We start from the raw sequence: 26071 nt of genomic DNA, 5'->3' as shown, positions 1-26071 counted from the left end.
AAAAGAAATGTCCTGCGGATTGTTTATAGTAAATTTCCAGAAGGCTGACGATTCCCGATTCGACCCCTGCAGAGATCCCAAGACCGGGACGTTTCCGGCACCTTACAGCTTCTTGGCAAGGCCAGGCTGTAACATCACGGTCCGCACGCTCATCAGATGCTCAGCTGTCATGACATTTTCGCTTTTGTGAAAACGGATCAGGGACTGGGCTTGTTTTGCCTTGCCAATCGCGGCGATCAGCACGCCGCCGGGCTTGAGCAGCTGTACCCAGGTGTCCGGCACCGATTCGACCGCCGCGGTCACGACGATCCGATCATAGGGCCCCTTCAGCTTCAGGCCTTCCAATCCATCCATGTGCCTGGCCTTGACGTTTTCAAGCCGCAGCGCGGCGAACCTGCTGGTTGCCAGATCGACCAAGGTTGCAAACCGGTCAAGGGTTTCGACCCTGGCCGCAAGGTGGGCCATGATCGCGGCCTGGTAACCCGATCCCGTTCCTATTTCCAGAACCGAGTGGTTCGGAGCGAGGCCGAGCGCCTGGACGGTAAAGGCGACCAGGGACGGTGCGGACACCGTCTGTCCGCATTCGATTGGCAATGCGGCGTCTTCATAGGCCAGACCGTGATGTCGGGCCGACAGGAACAAGCGCCTCGGCACCCGCTCAATCGCCGCAAGAACCTCGCGCGCGCCCACTCCACGCCGCCTCAGGCCGAGGACAAGCGCGGCCCGGGCCTCCGCCTCATCGGGCAGTGGAAATGGGTACGTCGGCTTCTGGTCCGTGCCGGGCTTGTTGCCGGCCATTTACCGCTCCCCTTCCGGGATTATTGGAGCGCTCCTGCCAGGTGACTCACCAGATCATGAGCTGTCAAATCTATGCGTAGCGGTGAAACGGAAACATATCCATCGGCAATTGCCTGAAGATCGGAATTTTCGAGTACGGATTTACCCCGGTCCTGAAAACGCAACCAGAAATAAGGATAACCACGGCCGTCCTTGCGCTCGTCAATGGACAGTCCGCTCTGCGCGTGATGACCCTGTACAGTGACTTTCACGCCCTTCACGGCATTTGCCGGACAGGGTGGGAAATTCACGTTCAGCAGCGAATAGCGCGGCAGATTGAAATCGATCAGTTTGCGGAACAACTCAGGCGCGTGTGTCTCCGCATTGCTGAAATCCGGCTCCGAGGACACGTCCCAGTCATATGCCTGGGAAACGGCAATGGACCGGATACCGAGAATCGCGCCTTCTATCGCACCGGCAACGGTGCCGGAATAGGTCACGTCCTCCGCCAGGTTCTGCCCCCGGTTGATGCCGGACAGGACAAGATCCGGCACAGCCGGCAGTACCCTGTGCACTCCCATGATGACGCAATCGGTCGGTGTACCCTTGAGGGCAAAATGCCGCTCGTCGATCGCTCGAAGCCGCAAAGGATCGCTCAGGGTCAGCGAATGGGCGACACCGCTCTGGTCAGTCTCGGGAGCGATCACCCAGACATCGTCAGACAGTGTCCGGGCGATGCGTTCCAGTACAGCGAGCCCCGGAGAGTGAATGCCGTCATCGTTGGTGATCAGAATGCGCATATGAAAGCGTTTCCCCGAGTTTGAGACAGCGTCGTTTGCTTGGCCGCGACTGACCGGCTCAACCTGCTTTCAAACGTGTGACAGCAGGTTGACCGGTTTTTAAATTGTTCTAACCGATCTGTTCCAGTCCGCCCATATAGGGCCGCAGCACGTCGGGCACGGCGATCGTACCGTCGCCGTTCTGATAATTCTCCAGGACGGCAATCAGTGCGCGGCCCACGGCAATGCCGGAGCCGTTCAGCGTGTGCACATGCAAGAGCTGTTTCGATCCGGCCGGCCGGAAGCGCGCGTTCATGCGTCTTGCCTGGAAATCCCCGCAGACGGAACACGAAGAGATTTCCCTGTAGGCGTCCTGCCCCGGCAGCCAGACCTCGATGTCATAGGTCTTGCGGGCGCCGAAGCCCATGTCGCCGGTGCAAAGGGTCATCACGCGGTAATGCAGGCCGAGTTCCTGCAGTACCTTCTCGGCGCAGCCCAGCATGCGTTCCAGCTCGTTGAGCGAGTCTTCCGGTCTGGTGACCGACACCAATTCGCATTTCTGGAACTGGTGCTGGCGCAGCATGCCGCGGGTGTCGCGGCCGGCGGACCCGGCTTCGGACCGGAAACAATAGGTCAGGGCGGAGACGCGCAGCGGCAACTGGTCCTCGGCAATGATCTCGCCGGCGACCAGATTTGTGAGCGGCACCTCGGCGGTCGGGATCAGGTAGTGATCGGTCGCGGTCCTGAAAAGGTCTTCTTCGAATTTAGGCAGCTGACCCGTTCCGTAAAGCGGATCGCCATGCACCAGCAGCGGCGGCGAAACTTCCGTATAGCCGTGTTCACGCGTGTGAAGATCGATCATGAACTGGCCGAGCGCCCGTTCAAGCCGTGCGATCTGCCCCTTCAGAACGACAAAGCGGGACCCGGACAGCTTCGCGGCGGTCGAAAAGTCCATGCCGTTCAGAGCTTCCCCAAGATCGAAATGTTCCTTGGGCGCTTCATTGAAGCGGAAAACCGGCTTTTCACCGTGGGTTTTCAGCAGCACGTTTTCAGCTTCATCCGCGCCGACCGGCACATCGTCATGCGGCAGGTTCGGAATGACGGCCATCGCGGCTTCCAGATCGGCAGTGAGCTTGCGCTCCTCTTCCTCGCCCGACTGGATGAAGGCCTTGATCTGCGCGACTTCCTCGATCAGCTCCTGAGCGCGCGCGTCATCGCCGGAACCCTTGGCCTTGCCGATTTCCTTGGAGGCGGCATTGCGCCGTTCCTGGGCTTCCTGAAGCTTGCCGATATGGGAGCGGCGGGATTCGTCCAGCGAGATCAGTCTGGCGGCGGAAGCTTCATAGCCCCGCTTTGCCAAGGCCTGGTCGAAGGCGGCTGCGTTTTCCCGTATCCACTTAATATCAAACATCTTCATTTCCCGAACGGCGGTCTTAGATCAGCGGGCGATAAGCCGGAAACGGCTTGTCGCCCAAAAGCTGATCGATTCCTGAATGTTAGAGCATCTTTTTGGGCGTTTCTTAAACACCCGATGCTCTAATCCATGAGTTCCGTCCGGCAAACGAAATACCAGCCTGGGAGGCCGGCGCTAAACCGCAGCGTCTTCCGCTTCGCTCGCAGCTTCCCGTTCGGCCCGTTTCCGCTCTATCAGTCTGACGGACAGAATGGAGACTTCGTAGAGAAGCAGCGTGGGCAGCGCAAGACCGATCTGTGAAATCGGATCGGGAGGTGTCAAAATTGCAGCAGCGGCGAAGGCGCCCACAATCGCATATTTGCGCTTGTGCCTGAGGGTTTCGGAGCTCACCAGACCGGCGCGACCGAGAAGCGTGAGCACGACGGGCAACTGGAAGACAAGACCGAACGCGAAGATCAGCACCATGATCAGGCCCAGATACTCGCTCACCTTGGCCAGATGCTGGATCGCGACCTTGCCGGTGCTCGCCATCTGTTCCTGTGACAGGAAAAAGCCCATCGCCATGGGCATGACGAGAAAATAGACGAGACACGCACCGATCAGAAACAGGACCGGTGTCGCGATCAGAAACGGCAGGAAGGCGCCGCGCTCGTTCTTATAAAGGCCAGGAGCAACGAACATGTAGATCTGGCTGGCAATCACCGGAAAGGCCAGGAAGAGCGCGCCGAACAGGGCAAGTTTGAGCTGGGTGAAGAACCATTCCTGCGGCGCGGTGTAGATCATCTCCACCGGGTGGGCATCGCCGGCGGCGCGCAGATACGGAACGGTCAGAATATTGTAGATGTCGATGGCGAAATAAAAGCAGATCAAGAACATCACCAGGATCGCCGCGAGCGACCACATCAGCCGCTGGCGCAATTCGATCAGATGCTCGATCAGGGGCGCCTTGGAAGCGTCGATTTCGGAGGCGTCGATTTCGTCCTGGCTCATGCCTTCACATCTTCCGTCACCGGTTTTTTAACCGGTTTTGCCTTGGTTACGGCTTTTTTAACCGGTTTCGCCTTGGTCACGGCCGCTGGTTCCGACGACGGTTTTTCACCGGCCGGTTCGCCGGATGCCGGGAGTGGCTGATCTTCGGAAACAGGTTTTGCCGCTGCCGCCTTGGGCTTATCCGGCCGTTTGGCCGCGTCCTCTTCGATGGATTTCTTGATATCGCCGAGAGGATTGAAGTTGGCGGCTTTCTCAACCTGTTTCTTCATATCGGCGATATCGGCTTGGCTTTCAGCTTCGCGCAGTGCGTCGTTGAACGTCGACTGGAATTCCCGCGACATCCGCCGCATCTTTCCCATCGTCTGCCCAAGCGTGCGCAGCATGCGCGGCAGATCCTTCGGCCCCACGACAATGATCGCCACGCAGGCGATCACCAAGAGTTCGGTCCACCCGATATCGAACATTTGAAGTTCCGCCCCTTAAGGAGACGCGATGCAGATTGAGATCAGCTCGCTTTGGTCTGATCTTCAGCTTTTGCGGTCGGTGCCGCTTCGCTGTTCTGATGATCGATTGTCTTCGGGGTTTCGTCGGCAGTGTCGTCTTCGGCCATGCCCTTTTTGAAGCTTTTGATTCCCTTGGCGACATCGCCCATGAGATCGGAAATCTTGCCCCGCCCGAAGAGCAGAACCACCACCACCGCGATGATCAAGATCTGCCAAATACTAATGCCCATACGCCAAACTCCTGATAATCGGCTTTAAAAGCCCTACGGCTCTTGTACAAAAAGGATTCCGCCCCTGCAACAGCGCCGCGGGAACAATCGCCGCTCTTAGACAGAATGATTAGCCCTGCGTGAATATTCCATGTTCCACCCTGGGTTCCGCCCTGGGTTTAGATTTGGGATGCGTCCCGTGGAAAAACAAGCACGTCCTTCGGATCGGTGCTTACGGCCACGTCCATTCCCCTCTCCCACGGACTGCCTGCGCGGACACGCGCCTGCAGCGGGTGATCCATGCCTTCCACAACGATCGACAGCAGATCGACCTCGCCGACAAATCTTTTGGAACGGATCCGTCCGGAAACGCCGCACAGACCGTCCCGGTGCAGAAGTATCCCCTGTGGACGCACGCAAACATCGACCTTTTCCCCCCGGTTCAGTCCTTCACCGCCGAGAACACCTAAAGGTGTCTCTATGCCCGAGGACGTCACGATACCCTCGAACTGGTTCAATTCCGAAAAGAAACGGGCCGAGAAAAGGTCGACCGGATCCTTGTAGAGTTCCGCGGCAGTTCCGTGCTGCACCAGACGCCCGCGCCGCATCAGCGCGATCCTGTCACCCATGCGCATCGCCTCTTCGGGATCGTGGGTCACGATGATGCAGGTCGCGCGCGTTTCGCGGATGACGGCCATGGTTTCGTCGCGAACACTGTCCCGCAGCCGTTTGTCGAGGCCGGAAAACGGTTCATCCATCAGCAAGATACCGGGCCGGGGAACGAGAGCCCTTGCCAGAGCGACCCGCTGCTGCTCACCGCCGGACAGCGAATGTGGATAGTCGGCGGCATAGTCGGAAAGACCGACGCGACCGAGCGCCGCCAGAGCCGCGGTCCGGGCTTCCTTCTTCGGCATGTTGGTGAGGCCGAACATGACGTTGGCGAGAATGCTCATGTGCGGAAACAGGGCATAATCCTGGAACATCAGGCCGACGCCGCGTTTTTCGGGTGGCAGAAAAACGGCATCCCCCGAGATTTCGCGCCCGTTGATGAGCACCCGGCCGCGGCTCTGGCGTTCGACCCCGGCGGCAATGCGCATCAAGGTGGTCTTGCCGCAGCCGGAATGGCCGAGCAGGCACAGGATTTCCCCCGGTGCTATGGCCAGGCTCATATCGCGAACCGACAAGACGCCGTCGTAATCGTGCGATACGCCTTCAAAAACCAGGCCGGCGGCAATTGTTGCTCCGGCTGTTCCCGGCGCGCCCCAATTCGGCGGACGGCCGTTCCCGCTGGAGCCGGTGATCTTGTGGTGTCTGGACATCAGTCTTCGGCGATCTCGTCCGCGTCTTCTTCAAACAGGGAACCGTCTTCCAAAGGGTCTTCATCCTCGGTCAGCAGAATATCGTCATTGGGCGTCGGCACCAGGAAGGACGCCGGCACGGCACTGTCCAGAAGCCCTGCCCCCTTGAGCTCTTCCAGCCCGGGGAGATCCTTAACACTTTCCATGCCGAAATGGATCAGAAACTGCTCCGTCGTGCCATATGTCACAGGGCGTCCGGGTGTCCGCCGCCGGCCGCGCATGCGGATCCATGTGGTTTCCAGAAGGACGTCCAGCGTTCCCTTTGAAGTGGAGACACCCCGTATCTCCTCTATTTCCGCCCGGGTAACCGGCTGGTGGTAGGCAATGATCGCCAGCGTTTCAAGCGCCGCCCTGGAGAGTTTGCGCTGTTCCTCGACGTTGCGGTGCATCAGAAAGGCCAGGTCCTCTGCGGTCCTGAAGCACCATTTGCCCGCTACCTTGACCAGATTGACCCCGCGCGCGGCATAGATCTTCTGCAATTCCTCCAGGACCCCCAGCACATCCGTGCCTTCCGGCACCCGCAAGGTCAGCTCTTCCAGAGACAGGGGCTCCGAAGACGCAAAAAGCAGCGCTTCAATCATGCGCTGACCGGCAAGGTCGAGCGCAGCCGCCACATGCTCACCGTCCCGCTCCACGTCCGGCAGGTCGAGAAGGTCTGTTTCAGACATCATGATCCGCCTCCTTCAGGGTCGAGCGGATATAGACCGGGGAAAAGGGCTCGCCCTGCCGGATCTCGACCCGGCCCTCGCGGACCATCTCAAGACTGGCTGTAAAAGTGCTGGCGACGATCGTCGCCCAGTCCTTGTCGTCGTAAAGATAGTCGCGCAGATACGAATTCAGAGGCGCCCATTCGCTGACCCGGCCGACAAGTTTTGTGAGAAGCTCACGCGCCTCCTGCAGGGACCAGACGGTCCGGCGCAGGACGCGCACGGAGGTGACCGACTGACGCTGGCGCTGCGTCGCATAGGCGGATAGAAGATCGTAGACCGACGCGTCCCAGATACTGTGGTGCCGGACCGACATGGTTTCGGGCGCGCCGCGGTGAAACACTTCCCTGCCCGCGCGGCTCCTGTTCATCAGTTTTTCCGAAACGTCGCGCATCGCTTCCAGACGGCGGAGACGGAAGGCAAGCGCGGCGGCCAGCTCTTCACCGGTCGGCTCGTCCTCGTCCTTCTGTTCCGGCAACAGCAGTTTGGACTTCAGGAAGGCCAGCCAGGCAGCCATGACCAGGTAGTCCGCCGCGAGTTCCAGACGCATCTTGCGAGCGGCGGCGACGAATTGGAGATATTGTTCGACCAGTTCAAGGATGGAAATCCGGGCCAGGTCCACCTTTTGCGTGCGCGCCAGGCCCAGCAGCAGATCCAGCGGGCCTTCGAAACCCTCGACGTCCACAACCAACTGCGGATCGGAAACCGCCCGTTCCTCACCCGCGCCGACAGTGCTCAGAAGATCGAAAGATCCATCGTCCGAGGTCCGGGTGTTTTCGTCCAACTCCGCCATATCCGCTCCGCCTGGAACATCCCGCGTTCTGGTGAACACGGAATGCCCTAACATTTCAAGTTCGATCAACTTTGCCGATCTCTACCGGATTTACCTCAAGGCAAGTTGGTCCGCGACCTAGACGCCCTGCCAACCGGTCAGGGACTGAAGCTCATTCCAGGCGTCCTGCCTTTGGAAACCGGGCCGGGGTGGCTGCAATCCGGTCAGGGCGAGATCGCAGCGGCGCTGTGCATCCCCCTCAAGCGCCGGAACCGCTCTTGCGACATCGCGCATCTCGTTCATATCGCCATTGCAGTGCAAAACTATGTCACATCCGGCCTGAAGGATTTTTCGGGCCCGTTCGTCAAAATCGCCACCGAGGGCCTTCATCGACATGTCGTCGCTCATCAGGCAGCCCTTAAAACCGATCTCCGTCCTGATAATATCCTGAATGACCTTCTTGCTCTGTGTTCCGGGATTGGCTCCGTCAATCGTCTCGTAGACAATATGGGCTGTCATGCCCAATGACACGTGGGAAAGCGCCTTGAAAGGCCGGAAATCAACGCTTTCCAAAGATGATTTGGCCGCATCGACCCTGGGAAGCTCCAAATGGCTGTCGACTCGCGCCCGGCCGTGGCCCGGTATGTGCTTGATCACCGGCAGCACGCCGCCCGCAATCGCACCATCCACCATTGCCTGACCAAGCTTTGCAACAACATCAGGATCCGATGAAAATGCCCGGTCTCCGATCGCGTCCACTGTCTCGGGAAAGCCGACATCGAGACACGGCAGGCAATCGATGGTGATGCCGACCTCATGGAGATCGGCGGCGATCAGGCGCGCACCGAGCCAGGCGGCCCGCAAGGCCTGATCCGGCTGGCTTTCGTAAAGCTCGCCATAGAGTTTCGGAGCCGGATATTTCGGCCAGTGAGGCGGCTTGAGCCGCTGGACGCGCCCCCCCTCCTGGTCGACAAGCACCGGCGCATCTTCCTTGCCCACGGCAACGCGGAAAGCTTGCGTGAGCCCCCTCACCTGATCGGGTGTCTCGATGTTGCGGGCGAACAGGATCAGCCCCCAGGGATCTTCCTCCCGGAAAAAGCTGATTTCTTCGGCGGTAAGCACCGGGCCGGCGCATCCGGAAACAAAGGCCTTGGTCATGCTTCCGGCTTAGCCGCAGAGGCAGGACCCGTCAAGAAACGCAAGAGCTGCCACTTGCGCCATCCCCGCGAACTTGCAATCTAGGCTGCTGACCCCACTGCCACGATCGGAGCCACCATGCGCGCGCGTCTCGATATTCCGGCCGGTACCCTGCACCGGATTTCCCACAGGTCTGAAATCCTTGGACGCAACCGGCTCGGCGATACGGCAAAGCGCGACATCGTCGTCTATACACCCCATGGCCACGACGGCAACGGACTGCCGCTTCTGGTGGATATTGTCGGCTTCACCGCCGGTGGACCCGCCCATGTCAACTGGAAGAATTTCGGCGAGAACGTTCCAGAACGCCTGGACCGCCTCATTCACGAGGGCACGCTGCCGCCGGTTGTCGTCGCCTTCCCGGACTGTTTCACGCGCCTTGGCGGCAATCAGTATATCGACAGCGATGCCATGGGTCCGTGGGCAACGTGGCTGACCACGGAGATGCTGGAGGAGGTTGAAGGCAGGTTCGGCTGTGGAGGCAACGGCAAAAGGGGAATTTTCGGAAAATCCTCCGGCGGTTATGGGTCGCTCATTCACGCCATGAAATATTCCGACGTCTGGTCCGCCGCCGCCTGCCATTCCGGAGACATGGCGTTCGAGCTCTGTTATCTGCCTGAAATGGCGAACGCGCTCAGGGCGATCGCCAAGGCCGGGTCAGTCGAAGCCTTCGTCACGGATTTCGAAAAAGGTCCGAAATACCCGGGCAACGCCCTTCATGACCTGATGACCTTCGCCATGGCCGCCACCTATGATCCCGATCCCGATCCGGAGGTCTTTTGCGGCATCCGGCTGCCGGTGGATCCAGAGACCTGCGAAATCATCGAGGAGCGCTGGAACGCCTGGCTTGAATGGGATCCGGTCGTGATCGCGGACAGACATGTCGACGCGCTGAAATCCCTGAAAGGATTGTGGATCGAATGCGGCGATGTGGATCAGTACAATCTGGTTTACGGCGCGCGCCGCCTGCACAAAAAGCTGGAAGCGGCCGGGGTCGATCACGTCTATCAGGAATTCAACGACAATCACTCTTCGATCGACTACCGGATGGACGAAAGCCTGCCCTTTCTGGTGAACCGGCTTTTGAGCTGACCCGCGAGGCAAATGATCCCGCTCCCGATGCTCCGCGCACGCCTCCCATCGAAATGGGGAATGTCAGAACCGCGCCTCCCGCGATGATAAACAGAGCGCCTATGGCCGCGACCGGTGCGGGGACTTCTCCCCAAAACGCGTAGCCGAACAGCGCGGAAAGAACGACGGTGCCGTAATAGATCGGCGCCAGCGTCGCGGCTCCGGCCCTCCTGTATGCCGAGATGTTGAGTGACTGGCCGATGATGGCGAGCGGTCCCATCCAGGAAAAAGCCAGCAACTGCTGCCAGGAAATGCCCTCGGTGACGATCAGCCAAAGGACCGGCCCTGTCAGCAGGAGCGAGGCGAAGACGTTCACATAGGCCAGGATGGTTACCGTGCCTTCGCGCTGGGCGATATAACGCATTATCAGCGCCTCGAAAGCCATGAACAAGGCAGCCAGAAGCGCTGCGATGACGCCGCTGGCGACGTATGCGCCGTAGTCTCCACCTGTCTCGGCCGCGCGCACCACGAGAAAGGCGCCGATGGCGCACAGGCCCCCTGCGAACCAATGACGCCTGCTGATCACTTCCTTGAGGATCAGGCCGGCGAGAACAATGGCGATGATACCCTTTGTCAGGCCGATAGCCGTCGCATCCGCCAGAGGCAGGACGCTTGCCGCATAGATCGAGCATCCCAGTCCGCCGACGCCGCAGAAGGAACGCAAGAGATGCAATTTCCAAAGAGAACTGACACGGCTGTGGACCGGAACGCGCCTTACAGCCGCGACCGACACGATCGTCACCGCGCCGCCGAGGAACCTGAGCCATACCAGCACGGCGACAGGAAGCAGGCCGTCGGCAATTTTTCCGGCTGCAAAAATCGGTGTGAACGCTGTCATGCCCGCCAGGGCCAGGCCAAGAGCCAGGAGCGTGTTTTGCGGACGCATGTACTCGCTCTGGGGTGGCATTGAGATGATCTCCGTCGAATCTGCGATGTGTTCGAAAGCAGTGCGCACCATGAGCCGTTCAGTTCCTTGTTTCCGCGGCTTCGGAAAGGCAGTCCTGTCTAGCAGCGGCGGGCTGCTCGGGTCAGGCTTCAATTTCCCATAACAGGTATGCATATTCGCATACCATTGCCTGAGGCATTACGCAGGAGTATAACCGTTGCATGAATTGGGATGATTTCAAACTCATCGACGCAGCGGCACGGCACCGGTCCCTGTCCGGCGCGGCGAAAGCGTTGGACATCAGCCAGCCGCAACTGAGCCGGCGCCTGAAGTATTTCGAGGATCGGGTAGGAGCCAGGCTCTTCGACCGGACGCCAACCGGTTTGAAACCGACCGAAGCGGGTCTCAGACTTATTCCGCTTGCGGCCGAGATGCGCCAGAAGGCGGATGCCGCAAGCCGGGTCCTGCCCGATCTGCCCGGCACATCCTTGAAGGTCGTGCGTGTCGCCGTCGACGAAGTGCGTGCCCGGGTGCTCACCGACCGGTTCATGGACCTGATGTCGATGCTCGAAGGTGTCGAACTTGAAATCATTTCAAGTCATCAAAACGTGAATCACCAGCAACGCGGAATCGAACTTCAGATCAGAACCTGCCTGCCGGAGACGGATACGCTGATCGCCCGGAAGGTCGGTGTCCTCACCTACGGTGTTTATGCCGCCAGGACATATGTCGATAACCATCCCGAAGCCTTGTCGGCTGACGGATACCAGGCGTGTGACTGGCTGGGCTTTGCTCCCGACGAACTGTGGTACCCCACCCATGTCCGATGGATGGAGGAAAGAGGTATCGGGCGGCCGGGGATGCGCACCAACACGATGACAACGTTGATGAACATGACCGCCTCCGGTGCGGGCCTGGCCCTGCTTCCAACCTTCATGGCCTCTACGCATCCCGGCCTTGTCAGTGTCGCAGGACCTGTGCCTGAACTTGCCTGCCAGGACAACATCATCGTTCACCGGGACGTTCTCCGGGAACCCGCCGTCCGCAAGGCGATCGATGCGATTGCCCGGCTTTACAAGGACATGGCACCAATCCTGAGCGGAGAGCCAGCTTCCAGCGCGGCCATCGCCGCAGAATAACCCATCCTGAACAGCCCGCTTATTTTTCAACTGCACCCCCGGAAATCAGGCGTTGCAAGGGAACGGATCCCGGCCCTGGCTACACTTGATCGTGACAGCACGCGTCATCAAACAAAAATGGCCGGAATTTCCGGCCATTTCCATTCTCGAAAATGTTTCAGCTGTTTGCTGTTCTCACGGCTGCCTGCGGACGAAACAGTCGCCACCGGCCGATTGCAGGCTCTCGCAAAGCGAGTTTGCGTCGTCACGTGAGCCGGTCGGAATCCTTGCGCGGTAGAACACGCCCCGGTCGCCGAGGTCCGCCGATACGACCACCGCCTCGCGATTTCCCAGAATTGCCGGAAACCGGCGCTGAAGACTGGAATAGGCTTCGCTGGCCGCCGCCGACGTGCGCTGCGACGTCACCTGAACGATATAGGTTCCAGGCGGAATGCTGCCTGAAGCGCTTGGCGTGCTTGCAGGTGCCGGCGCTGTCTGTGCCGGTGCTGCCGGCGCAGGTGTGCTCGCCTGCTGGCCCAGGTTGAGCGGTCCGTCTTGCGGTGCCGCTGGAGCCGGCGCAGCGCTCGCCTCCGGCGCTCGCGCCACCTGAACCGGAGCGTCCGGCTTCTTCCTCGGCAATACGGTCGGGATCGTTGCCACCGGTACGCTTGCTTCAGCTTCGGTGGCGGTTTCGTTGACGGCTACAATCGCGGGCGTCGCAGGCAGCGGCACGGCGGCAGAATTATCCAGGGACACAACCGGGCCCGTTGCGGCGATCGGTTGATCCGCCCCGGAGATCACAGGTGTGGTCGCAACGACCCTCGGCGTATCCGTTTCTCCGGAGGAAGACGGTGCGGACGGCGCGGGTATCGCCGGCGTCTCAGCGGCCGCCGCCGGATCGCCTTCGGAAATAATCGTTCCATCCGGCCGCACGACAAGGGTCCTCACCCGTTTCGGCGAACCGGGCACAAGATCCGCATCGCCATTAACACCGACCGGAGCCGGCGGCAGCTCTGCGGGTACCGGGGTCTCCGGCAGGACAAGCCGGTCCGGTCCGGACGTGCCCGGTCCGTCAACACGGTCATATATCAGTTTGCCGGACTGGTTACCGTCTGCCGCGGCCACTTTGTCCGGATAGATCTTCAAGGGTTCCTGCAGCCCGCTGATCACCGGCGGCGGACCGCTCGGAACCTGAACCGCGTCGCCGTCGGTCATGAAAAAACCAGCAGCCCCGATGACAGCGATACCGAGTATTCCGGCCGCGACAAACAGGCCCCTGCGGGATTTTTCCCTGGCATGCGGCATGGCGGCCTTTTCCGCGCTCGTATGCGGCGGCAGGACCCCCGCCCCGCTCAGGCTCGGATCGCTTTCCTGCATCGCACGTGCAACAGCATCGAGATCGTAGCCTTCGGGCGGCGGCGGCGTTTCCTCTTCGTCAACTTGCGGCACGGAATCGGCGGCAGCCGGCCAGGTCATGTCATCGATTTCCGCTGCGGATACGCGTGCTTCGGCAGCCTGCGAAGTTGGTGCCTGAGGGGTGCGTTTCCGGTTTTCCGGGTCGGGGAAGTCGAGATCGGCAAAAAGGGAATCTATTCCGGCGGGATTGTCATCGTTTCGTCCAACCCGGGCAGTCTCTTGTGCTCCGGCTTCGGTGTGCGTTGCGGTCAACGCAGCGAAGAAGTCGTTTTCGTCGATCGCGGGACGCTGAGGCCGAGGTTCGCTGTCCGTTTCGACAGCAGGAGCAGTCACGTCGGAGCTGACCACAGGCGCGAGGGATGGCGCAGCCTCCCACTGTTCCGTCCGGCCGGTTTCATCGCTTTGCTCGACTTCCACGGCCGCTTCGAATTCCGGCTGTCTGTAACCGGTTTCAGAATGGACCGCATAGGCCGCGTGTTCTTCGGGACTTTGGTCGACGTCCTGAGGAAGATCTTCCGTGGCAGCTATATTTGCCGTCTCGTCGACGGACTGGCGCAAGGCGCCGATCAGCTCATCTTCAAGTTCCGCGGTCAGGTTCTGCTCAAGGTCCAGCGAAACCGATGGAGCCAGGCCGGTTCTGTCCTCGGCTCCCGGAATTTCCGCCGGTGCTGAAAATTGTCGATAGTCCTGATACGGATCGGCGGGATTGGGCGGAAGCGGCTCCGCGGGCTTGCCCGCGACGGGATGCGTTGCCCCTCCGGAAACCGCGATGTCCGGCTGCTGCGGCCACAGCGCAGAGACATCGGCTTGCCTGTCCGGTGAAATTTCTGCGGAAGCCGGGGTGTTCATCCCGTGAATTTTCGCCGGTTCCGACGAGACCGCAGCCGAAGTTCCTTCGAAAATGCCTTCTTCGGCAGCCGTATCGGTCGGTTCTTGCGCCGTCCCTGTTGCGGCAAAGGTCGGCTCAATACGCCCCTGCGCAGTGTCCGAAGCTGCGGGCTGTTCTCCCGCGACCTCGTTCAATGCGGCAAAATAATCGGTATTTTCAACCCGGCCGCTCACATGTGCCCCCGATTGCTTGTTCCTGTGGACAATCCGCGCCAGTTCTACCAGCGGGTCTTCCACAGCCGGGCGCTCATTGCCGCGAGTATCACCGGGCACATGCGAATCCGTTCGTTTTGTTTCGTAATCTTCTGACATGAGCCTTACGAAAACCGGTCCTTTTCATCGCCTTGACCTGACGTTTCGTCAGCCCCGGCAATATGTTTAAACTAGCGCATTTCCTCAGGAGCATTGACGCCAAGAATCGCCAGACCCGAAGCGAGCACCAAAGACATTGCACGAACCAAAGCAAGACGTGCCAGGGTTAATTTGGCGTTACTGCCGTCAATAAAGCGTAAATGCGGCAATTCCTTGCCTCTATTCCAGTGGCTGTGCAGAGAACTTGCCAGCTCATGCAGATAAAAAGCGATTCTATGCGGCTCATGTGTTTCGGCCGCCGCCTCTACCACTTTCGGCCATTCCGCCATTCTGGCGATCAGCTCCAGTTCGCCGCTGTCATCGAGCAAGGCGAAATCGGCGCTGACGAGCTCGGCCTCATTTATCGTCAGGTCGGCAAACTCTTCGCCCGCCTGACGCAGGACAGAGCAGCAGCGCGCGTGGCCATATTGAACATAAAAGACCGGATTGTCTTTTGATTGTTCGGTGACCTTCTTGAAGTCGAAATCCAGCGGCGCGTCATTCTTGCGGAAAAGCATCATGAACCGGACCGGGTCGGAGCCGACCTCGTCCACGACCTCGCGCAGGGTGATGAAATCGCCAGAACGCTTGGACATCTTCACGGGTTCGCCGTCGCGCATCAGTTTCACCAGTTGGCAGAACCGGACGATGACTTCGGTTTTTCCGTCCGATACGGCCTTTCCCACGGCCTGGAGCCTTTTCGCGTAACCGCTGTGATCCGCGCCCAGCACATAGATCACTTCCTGAAAGCCGCGTTCGAACTTGTCCTGAAAGTAGGCGACATCCGCGGCGAAATAAGTGTAGGAGCCATCGGATTTCTTAAGCGCCCTGTCGGTATCGTCACCAAAATTGCTGGCACGGAACAGGGTCTGTTCCCGGTCTTCCCAGTCGTCCGGCAACTGCCCCTTCGGCGGCGGCAAAGTCCCCTGATAGACAAGGCCTTTGTCGCGCAGACCGTCCAGCATGTGATCGATCTTCGAACCGTTGCTTTCCTTGCGTTCATGAAGTGACTTCTCCGAAAAGAAAACTTCATGCTCAACGCCGAGCGCCGCCAGATCCTCCCGGATCAGATCGAGCATCGCGGCCATGGCCCTCTCTTTTACGAGCGGCAGCCACTCGCTCTCGTCCTTGTCCCCCAGGGAAGCGCCGAATTCCTTTTTGAGCCGCTCTCCGACCGGTTTGAGATAGTCCCCCGGATAAAGCCCTGCGGGAATTGCGCCTATATTGTCACCGAGCGCTTCCCGGTAGCGCAGGAAGGCGCTGCGGGCGAGTGTCTCGATCTGCGATCCGGCATCGTTGATATAGTATTCCTTGACCACTTCATTGCCAGCGAATTGCAACAGATTGGCAAGGGCATCGCCGACAACGGCGCCACGGATGTGACCGACATGCATCGGCCCGGTCGGGTTGGCGGAAACATATTCGACATTCACCTTCGGAGCCGGAGACTGCCCGATCGAGCCGAAGGCCATGCCGTCCTGCAGGATACTGCCCAGGATGCGATGCCAGACAACCGGTGCGACCCGCATGTTTATGAAACCCGGGCCGGCGATCGCCGTCTCGGTAATTTCAGGGTCCCGGCTCAGTTGTCCCACGAGTTTTTCAGCCAGATCGCGCGGTTTCATGCCCAAAGGTTTGGCGAGCACCATTGCTGCATTGGTGGCAAGGTCGCCGTGCGCGCGATCGCGCGGTGCTTCGACAACGACACGTGACAGATCCGGAGAAGCTCCATTAGAATCTTTGAGATCAATTGCCTGGAGCGCTTCTTTGACACGTTGCGTGAAGTCCGCGAAGATATTCATTGAACACCGATCGGTTTTTGTCTTTGAAACACAAAGCCCCGCGCGCGCTGCGAAGACCAAAGGCTTCGGCGTCACAGGGCTGGCCGTAAATTCGTTCCTGCGCCTACCCCAAATCGGGGGTGTCGTCAAACAATCTGCTATGTTCTTCTATCGCGTAGCGGTCCGTCATTCCGGCAATATAATCGCAGACCCGTCTGGCAATGTCGTTTTCGCTCAGCGATTGCAGCCCCTCGTTCCAGGGCGACGGCATCAGGTCCGGGTCCGCCAGGAAGCCGCCGAACAGGTCCTTGACGACACGGGCGACGAGCCTGCGGACTGCCAGGACATCGTGGTGACGGTATACCCGGGCGAAGAGAAATCTTTTCACATCCTTTTCGGAAACAGCCATTCGCTCGGAAAAGCCGACCAGACAGCGGCCCGCCATGCGAATGTCCTCGGGGCTTCTGGGATCGACCTGCGAAATGTTGCGGACGGCCTCGTGGATCACGTCCTCCACCATGCGGGTGATGGACCGGCGCACGATTTCATGAATGCGCCGGCTTTCCTCCAGACCGGGATATTTGCCATCCACCTCGGCAAGGATGTCCGCCAGAAACGGCACGGCGCGCATGTCATCGATCGCAAACAGCCCGGCTCGCAGGCCGTCATCCAGATCGTGGGCGTCATAGGCAATGTCGTCGGCGATCGCCGCGGCCTGCGCCTCCCCTCCCGGCCACGTGTCCAGCAGCAGATCCTGCTGACCGGCATATTCCCGGATGGCGAACGGCAATTCGCCGCCTTTGAATTTTCCGAGCGGCGCTCCGTCGGGTCCAACAAGCGGGCCATTGTGCTTCACGAGGCCCTCAAGGGTTTCCCAGGCAAGGTTCAGTCCGTCGAATTCCGCATAGCGCTGTTCCAGATGGGTGACGACCCGCAGAGACTGGGCATTGTGGTCGAACCCGCCGAAAGGGGCCATGGCATCATGCAGCACGTCTTCCCCTTCATGACCGAAGGGAGTGTGTCCAAGATCATGGGCAAGGGCCAGGCTTTCGGCGAGATCCTCATCCAGGCGCAACGCCCGCGCCAGGGACCGGGCAATCTGCGACACTTCGATCGTATGGGTCAGCCGGGTCCGGAAATGATCGCCTTCGTGATAGACAAACACCTGGGTCTTGTGTTTCAGCCGCCGGAAGGCGGAGGAATGAATGATACGGTCGCGGTCCCGCTGGAAGGGTGTCCGTGTCGGGCTTTCCGGTTCCGGAAACAGCCGGCCCCGGCTGTTCGCGGGATTTTCCGCGTATACAGCGCGGGACTGAGCCCCAAAGCCTATTTCCGCCGTCATCTGTTTCCAGCCTTTGCTCACGGTGTGTCCCCGTGCCTGGGGTGTGGCCTCATAAAGGAAGATAAAATGGTTTGAGTCGATTTGGTCTTCATCAAGGAGCGAAAGCGCAGGAAATGTGGTTCATTTTCAAGCCTTTCGCGACGCAGAGAAGGACCAATTCGGACAAATCCCAAGGACATGGAAATGGCTTCACCCCGTGTCGTCAGCGCGCTTGACCGGGCAGGAAGCCCGCTCCGCACACTCTTCCTAACGGGGTTTCGCGATTTCCGATGCCATTTGGTCTTCATTTATGAGTCCACACCCTAACTTGGATCCATCCCATGCCGCTCATTGACGGGAGCGACATCAAACCATACTTAAACTATAGAAATCAGGTTAAAAGCCCTGCCACACGGCAGGAGCAAAGCGAGTCGGCGGACCATGACCCAAACACTTGAAAGTCGAGTAACAGTCAGCGACCGCGCTGCCAAGCGGATCGCGGCAATTTTGTCGAAAGAACCGGACGGCAGCATGCTTCGCGTCAGCGTGGAGGGCGGTGGCTGTTCCGGACTGCAATATAAATACGACGTGGTGGACAGCAGCGAGGAAGACGACCTGATACTTGAAAAGCAGGGCGCCACGGTGCTGATCGATTCCATTTCGCTGCAGTATATGGGCGGGTCGGAGATCGATTTTGTCGACGATCTGATCGGTCAGTCCTTCCAGATCAACAACCCGAACGCGACCGCCGGCTGCGGCTGCGGGACCAGCTTCGCGGTCTGACCGTGCCCATGTAGAATTCATCAGGCCGGCTGCCCCGGCTTTTCGGAAATCGAGGCAACCGGCCCATGAAAATCGCGACCTGGAACATCAATGGCGTCAAGGCCCGGATCGATACGGTCCTCGCGTGGCTCAAGGAGACATCTCCGGACGTAGCCTGCCTGCAGGAAATCAAGTCGGTCGACGAGAACTTTCCGCGTCAGCCCTTCGAGGACCTCGGGTACAACGTCGAAACTCATGGCCAAAAAGGATTTAACGGGGTGGCGCTTCTGGCGAAATCCCCGCTTGAAGACGTGCAGCGCGGACTTCCCGGCAATGATGCCGACGAGCAGGCCCGCTATATCGAGGCCGGCATTTCCACGGCGGGCGGCGCCATCCGGTTCGGCTGCCTCTATCTTCCCAACGGCAATCCGCTCGGAACGGAAAAGTTCCCCTACAAACTGGAGTGGATGGACCGTCTGATCGCGCATGCGGAAAGGCGGCTGGCGGAAGAAACGCCTTTCCTGCTGCTTGGCGATTACAATGTCATTCCGGATCCCGTCGACGCGAAGAACCCCGAAAACTGGATCGGCGACGCGCTCTTTCAGCCAGAGAGCCGCCGCAGGTTCAGAGCCCTCACGCATCTCGGTCTGACCGAAGCTGTGCGCTCCTGCAGCGAAGAAGCCGATATCTACACTTTCTGGGACTATCAGGCCGGTGCCTGGCAAAAAAACAACGGTATTCGCATCGACCATATTCTCATGTCGGCCCAGGCCACCGACCGGATGACAGGTTGCGGGATCGACAAGCATGTGCGGGGCTGGGAAAAACCCTCCGACCATGTCCCTGTCTGGGTGAAGCTCGCCGCGTGACGGTTTCCAGATAACAACCCGGCTTTTTTCCTCCGGGAGCGGCGCTCGCCAAGCTGCGTCGCAGAATGCGCTATTCTTGGGCTTGCAGTCCCCGGCTTCCATGGTAAGCTTTACGGATTATGGGATAACGCTACGCCGCAATCCGTCCGCACAGGCAGCCCGCGGACACGCTTTACCGGCCTCGTGCAAACGTGCCGGGAAGAATCGTTCTGCCTCGAAACTGGCGGTTTTTTCGGTTCTGGCGGTTGTGTTCAGTGCCTGCGGCAGCACTTTTGCCAATGCCCAGGACGTCTCCTGCACATGCAGGTTCAAAGGTCATGACTACAGCCTGGGGGAATCGATCTGCCTCAACGGATCGGACGGTTCGCGCATGGCGACCTGCGGCATGGTTCTGAACAACACGTCCTGGCAATTCAGCAACGCCCCCTGCCCCTTGTCCCGGCTCCAGCCGGATAGCAAACCGGCAGGCTTAAAACCCGTCCCCGCGGTTCCGGGCCGGGCCTCCTGAAGAAAACCGTTTCCTGATAAAAGGTCACCACAATCGACCGGCTGCGGCTGTTTGGCGAACCGGGTAGCAGACGACGGGTGCCGGCGCCTTATTGCGGCAGGGGAACCTGCTGCGCGGTCAGCATGTCGGGACGGTTCTGCTGAAGCCAGCCATCGGCAAGTGAACGGGCCATCTGCCTGACCGGCTCGGGGGACACGGCGAAATACTGTTCGTGCAGGGAGTTGACCCAGCCAGTATCAGCACCGGCAGCCTGTTCCCGCGCGACTGTCAACCACATGAGGCCGCGGGCCTTCTTCTTGTCGGACGAGCCGAGAGAATAAAGCGTTTCGCCGAGCCTTGCCTGCGCGCCGACATGCCCTTTCAAAGCAGCCAGGTTGTACCAGCGGACAGCCATGCGGCTGTTGGAACTCTGGTACATCCGGCCAAGCTCGTATTGCGCATCCGCATCGCCGAAATAGGAGGCTGCATGGGTGAAAATCTGCCTGGCACGAGGCTCGTTTTTCGGGACCGCGCCGTCTATGCCGTTCAGATAATAGGATCCAAGCGCCACGAAAGCGCTGGAGACGAAGGGAGCATCGGGCGCGTCAGGCCGGTCCTCTCCGTGTTCGCGCACGATCTGGCTGTAATACTGAAACGCTTTCAGATCGTCTTCCTGAACGCCGTCGCCCTTGGCATACATCTCGCCGAGTTTCCAGGCGGCCATGGGCTGCCCGTTTTCCGCGGCATATCGCAGAGAGCCTAGAGCGGCGGCCTTGTCGCCGGAATAATACTGACGAGCGCCCGCGCGGAGCGCTTCCATCGGCGACAGATCATCCGGTCCTATCGCCCTGGCCGATGCCGGCTGGCCGTCGAATGCCAGAGCCGGTCCCGCCGCTGTCATCATCGCCAATAGGCCGAGCGCAAGTCCGGCCTTGCCAAGACGTTGACGCATTGAGCTGTTGTTTCGCATCCCGGTCACACTATTACCCGCCGGCCAAGTCATATAACTCCGACGGACGATCTTTCCGATCTCGTTTTTTGTCCGCGCCAAGCGCATCTCAAGTCACTATCAACCCGCCGAGCCCGGCTCCTGCGGGTTTCCTGTTTCGGTTTGTCCCGCAGCATCCCGGTTCAGCTGAGCGCTGGATGCTGCGGCACTTCAGGCCGATCAACTCTGCTTTCCCGCCAGTTCACAGGAAAGCCGGTTGATCAACAGTGGCCAATCATTTCGGCCTTAGTTGGGCCGTAACGCGCCCAAATAAGACCATTTATTGAAACCTTGCGCCTCACCCGGGAGATTGAACCGGAAGGTTGCAACCGGCGCCGGGTCTGACAATATCTCAACGGGTGGCGGCCAAACATGGCCGAACATTGGCAGCCCGATCATTCCAGGTCCTTCCGAATAACTCTGTCGGCAAGTGTTGCGGAATAGGCACATTTTCCGGCCTTGCGTCCCCTCCCGGGCACCGGGTATTAGATCACCGCCGGGTTGACGATGTGTTTCCGGAACGAATTTTTCCGGTGCCGCTGTTGAAAACGGGGGTTTCAGGCCAAAATCCTTTGCCGTTCTATCTTTGTCCTTCAAACTGGAGACCGATTCGGTGTAGGTACCGGCGCTGAAGCCGGAAATTCATGGTCAAGGACCCATCAGGGAAACGGAATGAGCGCAAAAGACGATCTATTTGCAGGCAACGCGGCGGTTTCGGCACCTCTGACCGCAGACAATCCCGCCCCTGCGCCGCAAAAACCACGTCCGGTCGCAGCCGTCCCCGTACCCGATGAGTACTCCGCAGCCGATATCGAGGTTCTGGAGGGACTGGAACCAGTGCGCCGCCGCCCCGGCATGTATATCGGCGGCACTGACGAAAAATCGCTGCATCACCTCTTCGCGGAAGTCATCGACAACTGCATGGACGAAGCGGTTGCCGGCCATGCAACCTGGATTGACGTGACATTATCCGCCGACGGATTTCTGACCGTCACCGATAACGGGCGCGGTATTCCGGTAGACCCCCACCCGAAGTTCAAGGACAAATCGGCGCTTGAAGTCATCATGACCACGCTGCATGCGGGCGGTAAGTTCGACAGCAAGGTCTATGAAACATCCGGCGGCCTGCACGGGGTTGGTATTTCCGTGGTGAACGCCCTGTCGGAGGAACTCGTCGTCGAGGTCGCCCGGAGCCGCAAGCTTTACCGCCAGACGTTCCGCCGCGGTCACGCGCAGGGTCCGCTGGAGTTTGCCGGCGAAACCCAGAACCGCCGCGGTACGCTAGTGCGGTTCAGGCCGGATGAACAGATATTCGGCAAGGGTGCAAGGTTCCAGCCGGCCCGGCTTTTGAAGATGGCCCGTTCCAAGGCCTATCTGTTCGGCGGTGTAGAAATCCGCTGGCATTGCGCGCCTGAACTCCTGTCGGAAAAAGACGAAACACCCGCGGAGGCCGTGTTCCATTTCCCCGGCGGGTTGAAGGATTTTCTGGCGGAAAGGCTGACCAAGGAGCGTCGTGTCGTCGACGAGATCTTTGCCGGGCGCACCGACAAGACGGGTAAACACGGGTCGGTCGAATGGGCGGTCAGCTGGTTCGCCGGCGATGGGTTCGTCAATTCCTATTGCAACACGGTGCCGACACCGGAAGGCGGCACCCATGAAGCCGGTTTCCGCTATGCTCTGCTGCGCGGCCTGAAGGCCTATGGCGAACTGACCAACAACAAGAAGGCGGCCATCATCACCGGTGACGACGTGATGACCTCTGCCGGGGGCATGCTGTCCGTCTTTATCCGGGAACCGGAATTCGTCGGCCAAACCAAGGACAGGCTCGCAACGAACGAAGCCACCAGGATTGCCGAAACGGCGGTTCGCGATGCGTTCGACCACTGGCTTACCGCGTCTCCGAACCAGGCCAACAAGATACTGGAATGGGTGCTCGACCGTGCCGAGGAAAGGCTTCGGCGCAGGCAGGAAAAGGACGTGGCGCGCAAGACCGCGGTCCGCAAGCTGCGCCTGCCCGGAAAGCTCGCCGATTGCTCCGCCAACCAGGCAGAAGGAACGGAACTCTTCATCGTCGAAGGGGATTCGGCGGGCGGTTCAGCGAAGCAGGCCCGCAACCGCGCCAATCAGGCTATCCTTCCCCTGCGCGGCAAGATACTCAATGTCGCCAATGCCGGCCGCGACAAACTTGTTGCCAACCAGCAACTGGCCGATCTCGTTCAGGCCCTGGGATGCGGTACACGCACGCAATACAGGGAGCCGGACCTTCGCTATGAGAAGATCGTCATCATGACCGACGCGGATGTCGATGGCGCTCATATCGCATCACTTCTGATTACGTTTTTTTACCGCGAGATTCCGGAACTCATTCACGGCGGCCATCTCTATCTCGCGGTTCCACCTCTTTACCGGCTCAGCCAGGGTGGCAAGACGCTTTATGCGCGCGACGATGCCCATAAAGACGAGTTGCTGGCAACAGTGTTCAAGGGCAAGGCGAAGGTCGAAATCGGCCGTTTCAAGGGGCTTGGCGAGATGCTTCCCGCCCAGTTGAAGGAAACCACCATGGACCCGTCGAAAAGGTCACTGCTGAAAGTCGGCGTCGACGCACTGGCAATAGCGGAAACCGAAGACACGGTCGAACGTCTCATGGGCAACAAACCTGAAGCCCGTTTCCAGTTCATTCAGGAGAATGCGGAATTCGCGGACGACCTTGATATTTAACCGCAAGAACGGGTAACTTGTTTCTTGGTTTTAGTCTCTGGAGCGCAATTTGGAGCGTTTGATCCTCGGCTCCGCTCCCAGGAATATCTACCGGACCAGTATTATGTTAGACCGGGTGTACACAATTTTCGACAAACGCCGCCGGCCGCTGCGTAATCACGTGTATCTTGCGTTTCCCGAACATGACATCGCCTTTGCCCGGATCGCGGAAGCGGCATTTCATACTCTTGCTCCGGTTCTCCACCATTTGGCCGGCACCGAATTCTGCGGAACGTTCACTGACCGGTCCGCCAAAGCCACGGAGATTTCGGACCGGTCCCTGTTCCACGGAAACGTGGAACTGCTCACGGCGCGTGAATTGAAGCGGCGCCACCCCGACATGAAGATCGTAGCCTGGGTACAGGATCCGCTGCACCGGCTCGCCTATTGCTACGAAAAGATCATCATGAATGAACTTCCGCTTCCTTCGTATTATCAGGAAAGCTATTTCGACAAATCCATGTCGCCAGAGGATTTCGTCTCACATGTGGCATCGATCTCGGATCTTGAGGCGGATAACCTTTTTCGCAGCCAGACCGCGGCTCTGACTTACAAGGGCGCACTCACGGCGGATATCATCCTGCTTCTGGAGCATTTCGAGCAATCTCTGGATACGTTCCTTGCAGCCGGATCGCTGAAATTCCGGCCTTCTCCCTCGTTCACCTATCGGGCGCTGGATTATGTCTCCCCCGGCACGCTGCGTTCCTTCGAGGACGAAGGCTTGTTCCATAAACTCAGGCGTCGATACAAAGCCGACTATGAATTATTCTACGCGCAAGCTGCTGTCCTAGCGTAATCCGGCTCGCTCGCAAATCCGATATAGTCTCCAGATTTCAACCAGTTCGTGTATTCCAGCTGCCGGCACATATTCCTTTTCCCCGCATTTGGACCGGTTGTTCCCGGTCGGAATTTATGTAACGCGCATGGAACTTCGCTGCCCATTTCATGAGCTTCACGTCGCTGTATTAACTGAGATGGCAAAAGTTGCGCGGAAATACTCGCTTTTCTTTACATTTTACCTCTTCGACGCATTGACACCCGTGCGCATGGATGTAGGGTGCGCACGTTGGCTGCAGTGGTTCCCACGGCGCGGCCGAATTTAATCACGACATCCGAAATAACATCCGGGCAAAGCGCTCCATGGCATTTGATACTCTCGGTCTTAGCGAGAAGGTCCTCGCTGCAGTTGAAGCAGCAGGTTATAAAGAACCCACGGCAATCCAGGCGGGCGCAATCCCGCTGGTTCTGGAACGACGGGACGTGCTCGGCATCGCACAGACGGGCACCGGCAAGACCGCGAGCTTCACGCTGCCGATGCTGACCCTTCTTGAAAAAGGAAGGGCACGTGCGCGCATGCCGCGCACACTCATCCTCGAACCGACGCGCGAACTCGCTGCGCAGGTCGAGGAAAACTTCGAGAAATACGGCACCAATCACAAGCTCAATGTCGCCCTGCTCATAGGCGGCGTCTCGTTTTCCGAACAGGACAAAAAGCTGGACCGTGGCACGGATGTGCTCATCGCGACGCCGGGACGTCTGCTCGACCATGTCGAACGCGGTAAACTGCTGCTGCAGGGTGTTGAAATTCTGGTTATCGACGAAGCTGACCGCATGCTGGACATGGGGTTCATTCCCGACATTGAGCGCATCTGCAAGTTGATCCCCTTCACGCGCCAGACATTGTTCTTCTCGGCGACCATGCCGCCCGAGATTCAGCGGCTTACAGAAGCTTTCCTGCAGAATCCCGCGCGGATTGAAGTCGCGCGGACGTCGTCGACTTCCGACAATGTGACCCAGTTGCTTAAAGCTTCCGGATCCAAGGACTTCGACAAGCGCGCGGCGCTGCGCGAACTGCTCGAAGGCGCGGAAGACCTGCAGAACGCCATCATCTTCTGTAACCGCAAACGGGATGTAACAACGCTGTTCCGCTCACTGGAGCGTCATGAGTACAACGTTGGCACCCTTCACGGTGACATGGACCAGCGCACGCGCATGGCCACGCTCGACAATTTCCGAAAGGGAAATATCAAGATTCTCGTTGCAAGCGATGTCGCCGCTCGGGGTCTGGACATTCCCGAGGTCAGCCATGTCTTCAATTATGACGTCCCGATCAATGCCGAGGACTATGTTCACAGGATCGGCCGTACTGCCCGGGCAGGCCGGAAGGGCACCGCCTTCACGCTGGTGACCGAAGAAGACCATAAATACCTGGCCGCAATCGAAACGCTTATCGAAAAAGCACCCGAATGGGTGGGTGAGCCTATCGACTTTGAAACCGCGGCCAAGGAACGCAAGGCCCGGCGGAGAGGCGGAAAACCCGCGAAAGATGTCAAGTCGAGCAACGATAACGAGGCCGAAAAGGCCCCGACAACCGGACGCCGGCGCTCGCAGTCAAAGCCCCGACAGGCGGCCGTGAGCAGCATCGAAGAAAAACAGGAAATTCTGGAACCGATACCGGTTCCCAATATTTCGGACTCTTCGGGAAGCAGAAAATCCAGAAACGAGAAGCAGGAACCGGCCTTCAGCCCGGGTGTTCATATTCCCGCTTTCCTTTTGCGCGAACCCCGGCCCAAAAAAGCTTCATAACTGAGAGTTCCGTAAAGGATTCTG

General features: G+C 59.2%; 22 protein-coding genes. 7 read left to right on the top strand and 15 right to left on the bottom strand.

Going from position 1 to position 26071, the window contains the following annotated elements; genetic code table 11:
* Positions 1-102: 102 nt before the first annotated feature.
* From CLV41_RS19335 to nagZ, 10 genes are all read right to left on the bottom strand, one after another.
* On the bottom strand, positions 103-798 hold the full coding sequence (locus CLV41_RS19335; protein WP_103224066.1) for a protein-L-isoaspartate(D-aspartate) O-methyltransferase: 696 nt from the start codon (positions 796-798) through the stop codon (positions 103-105).
* 20 nt (positions 799-818) lie between these two features.
* The gene (gene surE / locus CLV41_RS19330; protein ID WP_103224065.1) at positions 819-1577 is read right to left on the bottom strand and encodes a 5'/3'-nucleotidase SurE; all 759 of its coding nucleotides are present in this window, start codon (positions 1575-1577) and stop codon (positions 819-821) included.
* Between the two features lie 109 nt (positions 1578-1686).
* A complete protein-coding gene (gene serS / locus CLV41_RS19325) occupies positions 1687-2967 on the bottom strand; it encodes a serine--tRNA ligase (protein WP_103224064.1) in 1281 nt (426 codons plus the stop codon).
* Between the two features lie 177 nt (positions 2968-3144).
* Positions 3145-3960, bottom strand: a complete 816-nt coding sequence (gene tatC, locus CLV41_RS19320) for a twin-arginine translocase subunit TatC (protein ID WP_103224063.1) — start codon at positions 3958-3960, stop codon at positions 3145-3147.
* Positions 3957-4424, bottom strand: a complete 468-nt coding sequence (gene tatB / locus CLV41_RS19315) for a Sec-independent protein translocase protein TatB (protein ID WP_103224062.1) — start codon at positions 4422-4424, stop codon at positions 3957-3959. Before tatB ends, tatC begins: the two co-directional genes overlap by 4 nt.
* A gap of 41 nt (positions 4425-4465) precedes the next feature.
* Positions 4466-4693, bottom strand: coding sequence for a twin-arginine translocase TatA/TatE family subunit (locus CLV41_RS19310; RefSeq protein WP_103224061.1), 228 nt, complete (start codon positions 4691-4693; stop codon positions 4466-4468).
* Between the two features lie 158 nt (positions 4694-4851).
* Positions 4852-5991 (bottom strand): ABC transporter ATP-binding protein, encoded by a 1140-nt coding sequence (locus CLV41_RS19305; protein ID WP_103224060.1) that lies wholly within the window; start codon positions 5989-5991, stop codon positions 4852-4854.
* The gene (scpB, locus tag CLV41_RS19300; protein WP_208987615.1) at positions 5991-6698 is read right to left on the bottom strand and encodes an SMC-Scp complex subunit ScpB; all 708 of its coding nucleotides are present in this window, start codon (positions 6696-6698) and stop codon (positions 5991-5993) included. The genes CLV41_RS19305 and scpB overlap by 1 nt, the downstream gene beginning before the upstream one ends.
* Positions 6691-7530, bottom strand: coding sequence for a segregation and condensation protein A (locus tag CLV41_RS19295; RefSeq protein ID WP_103224164.1), 840 nt, complete (start codon positions 7528-7530; stop codon positions 6691-6693). The genes scpB and CLV41_RS19295 overlap by 8 nt, the downstream gene beginning before the upstream one ends.
* Positions 7531-7647: 117 nt before the next feature.
* Complete coding sequence (gene nagZ / locus CLV41_RS19290) at positions 7648-8667, bottom strand: beta-N-acetylhexosaminidase (protein ID WP_103224059.1); 1020 nt, start codon at positions 8665-8667, stop codon at positions 7648-7650.
* Positions 8668-8784: 117 nt separating this feature from the next.
* Here nagZ and CLV41_RS19285 point away from each other — a divergent pair, with 117 nt between their 5' ends.
* On the top strand, positions 8785-9798 hold the full coding sequence (locus tag CLV41_RS19285; RefSeq protein WP_103224058.1) for an alpha/beta hydrolase: 1014 nt from the start codon (positions 8785-8787) through the stop codon (positions 9796-9798).
* Here the strand turns inward: CLV41_RS19285 and CLV41_RS19280 are convergent.
* Entirely contained in the window at positions 9722-10744 is a 1023-nt protein-coding gene (locus CLV41_RS19280; RefSeq protein ID WP_170107260.1) for a DMT family transporter, read from the bottom strand. The two genes, CLV41_RS19285 and CLV41_RS19280, sit on opposite strands and share 77 nt — an antisense overlap.
* Before the next feature lie 200 nt (positions 10745-10944).
* Here CLV41_RS19280 and CLV41_RS19275 point away from each other — a divergent pair, with 200 nt between their 5' ends.
* Positions 10945-11862 (top strand): LysR family transcriptional regulator, encoded by a 918-nt coding sequence (locus CLV41_RS19275; protein ID WP_103224056.1) that lies wholly within the window; start codon positions 10945-10947, stop codon positions 11860-11862.
* Between the two features lie 174 nt (positions 11863-12036).
* On the opposite strand, the gene CLV41_RS19270 is transcribed toward CLV41_RS19275, so the two are convergent.
* From CLV41_RS19270 to CLV41_RS19260, 3 genes are all read right to left on the bottom strand, one after another.
* A complete protein-coding gene (locus tag CLV41_RS19270) occupies positions 12037-14418 on the bottom strand; it encodes an SPOR domain-containing protein (protein ID WP_146048605.1) in 2382 nt (793 codons plus the stop codon).
* Between the two features lie 110 nt (positions 14419-14528).
* Positions 14529-16298 (bottom strand): arginine--tRNA ligase, encoded by a 1770-nt coding sequence (gene argS / locus CLV41_RS19265; RefSeq protein WP_103224054.1) that lies wholly within the window; start codon positions 16296-16298, stop codon positions 14529-14531.
* A gap of 103 nt (positions 16299-16401) precedes the next feature.
* On the bottom strand, positions 16402-17619 hold the full coding sequence (locus CLV41_RS19260; RefSeq protein ID WP_103224053.1) for a deoxyguanosinetriphosphate triphosphohydrolase: 1218 nt from the start codon (positions 17617-17619) through the stop codon (positions 16402-16404).
* Positions 17620-18039: 420 nt separating this feature from the next.
* Between CLV41_RS19260 and erpA the strand changes: the two genes are divergently transcribed.
* Both erpA and xth read left to right on the top strand, forming a co-directional pair.
* The gene (erpA, locus tag CLV41_RS19255) at positions 18040-18381 is read left to right on the top strand and encodes an iron-sulfur cluster insertion protein ErpA (protein WP_103224052.1); all 342 of its coding nucleotides are present in this window, start codon (positions 18040-18042) and stop codon (positions 18379-18381) included.
* Positions 18382-18446: 65 nt separating this feature from the next.
* Positions 18447-19229 carry an exodeoxyribonuclease III gene (gene xth, locus CLV41_RS19250; RefSeq protein WP_103224051.1) on the top strand — a complete coding sequence of 261 codons (783 nt, stop codon included), beginning with the start codon at positions 18447-18449 and terminating at the stop codon, positions 19227-19229.
* A 596-nt stretch (positions 19230-19825) separates the two neighbouring features.
* On the opposite strand, the gene CLV41_RS19240 is transcribed toward xth, so the two are convergent.
* Positions 19826-20668: a tetratricopeptide repeat protein gene (locus tag CLV41_RS19240; protein WP_208987602.1), complete on the bottom strand. Its 843-nt coding sequence runs from the start codon at positions 20666-20668 to the stop codon at positions 19826-19828.
* 708 nt (positions 20669-21376) lie between these two features.
* Here CLV41_RS19240 and parE point away from each other — a divergent pair.
* From parE to CLV41_RS19225, 3 genes are all read left to right on the top strand, one after another.
* Positions 21377-23422, top strand: coding sequence for a DNA topoisomerase IV subunit B (parE, locus tag CLV41_RS19235; RefSeq protein WP_103224049.1), 2046 nt, complete (start codon positions 21377-21379; stop codon positions 23420-23422).
* A 103-nt stretch (positions 23423-23525) separates the two neighbouring features.
* A complete protein-coding gene (locus tag CLV41_RS19230) occupies positions 23526-24257 on the top strand; it encodes a sulfotransferase family 2 domain-containing protein (RefSeq protein ID WP_146048604.1) in 732 nt (243 codons plus the stop codon).
* A 344-nt stretch (positions 24258-24601) separates the two neighbouring features.
* On the top strand, positions 24602-26047 hold the full coding sequence (locus CLV41_RS19225) for a DEAD/DEAH box helicase (RefSeq protein ID WP_103224047.1): 1446 nt from the start codon (positions 24602-24604) through the stop codon (positions 26045-26047).
* Positions 26048-26071: the final 24 nt, after the last annotated feature.

The sequence above is a fragment of the Roseibium marinum genome (assembly GCF_002906165.1).
GTDB classification, from domain to species: Bacteria; Pseudomonadota; Alphaproteobacteria; order Rhizobiales; family Stappiaceae; genus Roseibium; species Roseibium marinum.
This window is presented reverse-complemented; position numbering and strand designations above follow the sequence as displayed.

Bases quoted from the DNA above. Each gene is read 5' to 3' on its own strand.
- erpA (WP_103224052.1), top strand. From the start codon at position 18,040: ATGACCCAAACACTTGAAAGTCGAGTAACAGTCAGCGACCGCGCTGCC.
- CLV41_RS19285 (WP_103224058.1), top strand. From the start codon at position 8,785: ATGCGCGCGCGTCTCGATATTCCGGCCGGTACCCTGCACCGGATTTCC.
- CLV41_RS19275 (WP_103224056.1), top strand. From the start codon at position 10,945: ATGAATTGGGATGATTTCAAACTCATCGACGCAGCGGCACGGCACCGG.
- argS (WP_103224054.1), bottom strand. From the start codon at position 16,298: ATGAATATCTTCGCGGACTTCACGCAACGTGTCAAAGAAGCGCTCCAG.
- CLV41_RS19240 (WP_208987602.1), bottom strand. From the start codon at position 20,668: ATGCGTCAACGTCTTGGCAAGGCCGGACTTGCGCTCGGCCTATTGGCG.
- CLV41_RS19305 (WP_103224060.1), bottom strand. From the start codon at position 5,991: ATGTCCAGACACCACAAGATCACCGGCTCCAGCGGGAACGGCCGTCCG.
- tatB (WP_103224062.1), bottom strand. From the start codon at position 4,424: ATGTTCGATATCGGGTGGACCGAACTCTTGGTGATCGCCTGCGTGGCG.
- CLV41_RS19280 (WP_170107260.1), bottom strand. From the start codon at position 10,744: ATGCCACCCCAGAGCGAGTACATGCGTCCGCAAAACACGCTCCTGGCT.
- CLV41_RS19335 (WP_103224066.1), bottom strand. From the start codon at position 798: ATGGCCGGCAACAAGCCCGGCACGGACCAGAAGCCGACGTACCCATTT.
- CLV41_RS19295 (WP_103224164.1), bottom strand. From the start codon at position 7,530: ATGGCGGAGTTGGACGAAAACACCCGGACCTCGGACGATGGATCTTTC.
- tatC (WP_103224063.1), bottom strand. From the start codon at position 3,960: ATGAGCCAGGACGAAATCGACGCCTCCGAAATCGACGCTTCCAAGGCG.
- xth (WP_103224051.1), top strand. From the start codon at position 18,447: ATGAAAATCGCGACCTGGAACATCAATGGCGTCAAGGCCCGGATCGAT.
- surE (WP_103224065.1), bottom strand. From the start codon at position 1,577: ATGCGCATTCTGATCACCAACGATGACGGCATTCACTCTCCGGGGCTC.
- CLV41_RS19225 (WP_103224047.1), top strand. From the start codon at position 24,602: ATGGCATTTGATACTCTCGGTCTTAGCGAGAAGGTCCTCGCTGCAGTT.
- CLV41_RS19310 (WP_103224061.1), bottom strand. From the start codon at position 4,693: ATGGGCATTAGTATTTGGCAGATCTTGATCATCGCGGTGGTGGTGGTT.
- serS (WP_103224064.1), bottom strand. From the start codon at position 2,967: ATGTTTGATATTAAGTGGATACGGGAAAACGCAGCCGCCTTCGACCAG.
- CLV41_RS19260 (WP_103224053.1), bottom strand. From the start codon at position 17,619: ATGACGGCGGAAATAGGCTTTGGGGCTCAGTCCCGCGCTGTATACGCG.
- CLV41_RS19230 (WP_146048604.1), top strand. From the start codon at position 23,526: ATGTTAGACCGGGTGTACACAATTTTCGACAAACGCCGCCGGCCGCTG.
- nagZ (WP_103224059.1), bottom strand. From the start codon at position 8,667: ATGACCAAGGCCTTTGTTTCCGGATGCGCCGGCCCGGTGCTTACCGCC.
- scpB (WP_208987615.1), bottom strand. From the start codon at position 6,698: ATGTCTGAAACAGACCTTCTCGACCTGCCGGACGTGGAGCGGGACGGT.
- parE (WP_103224049.1), top strand. From the start codon at position 21,377: ATGAGCGCAAAAGACGATCTATTTGCAGGCAACGCGGCGGTTTCGGCA.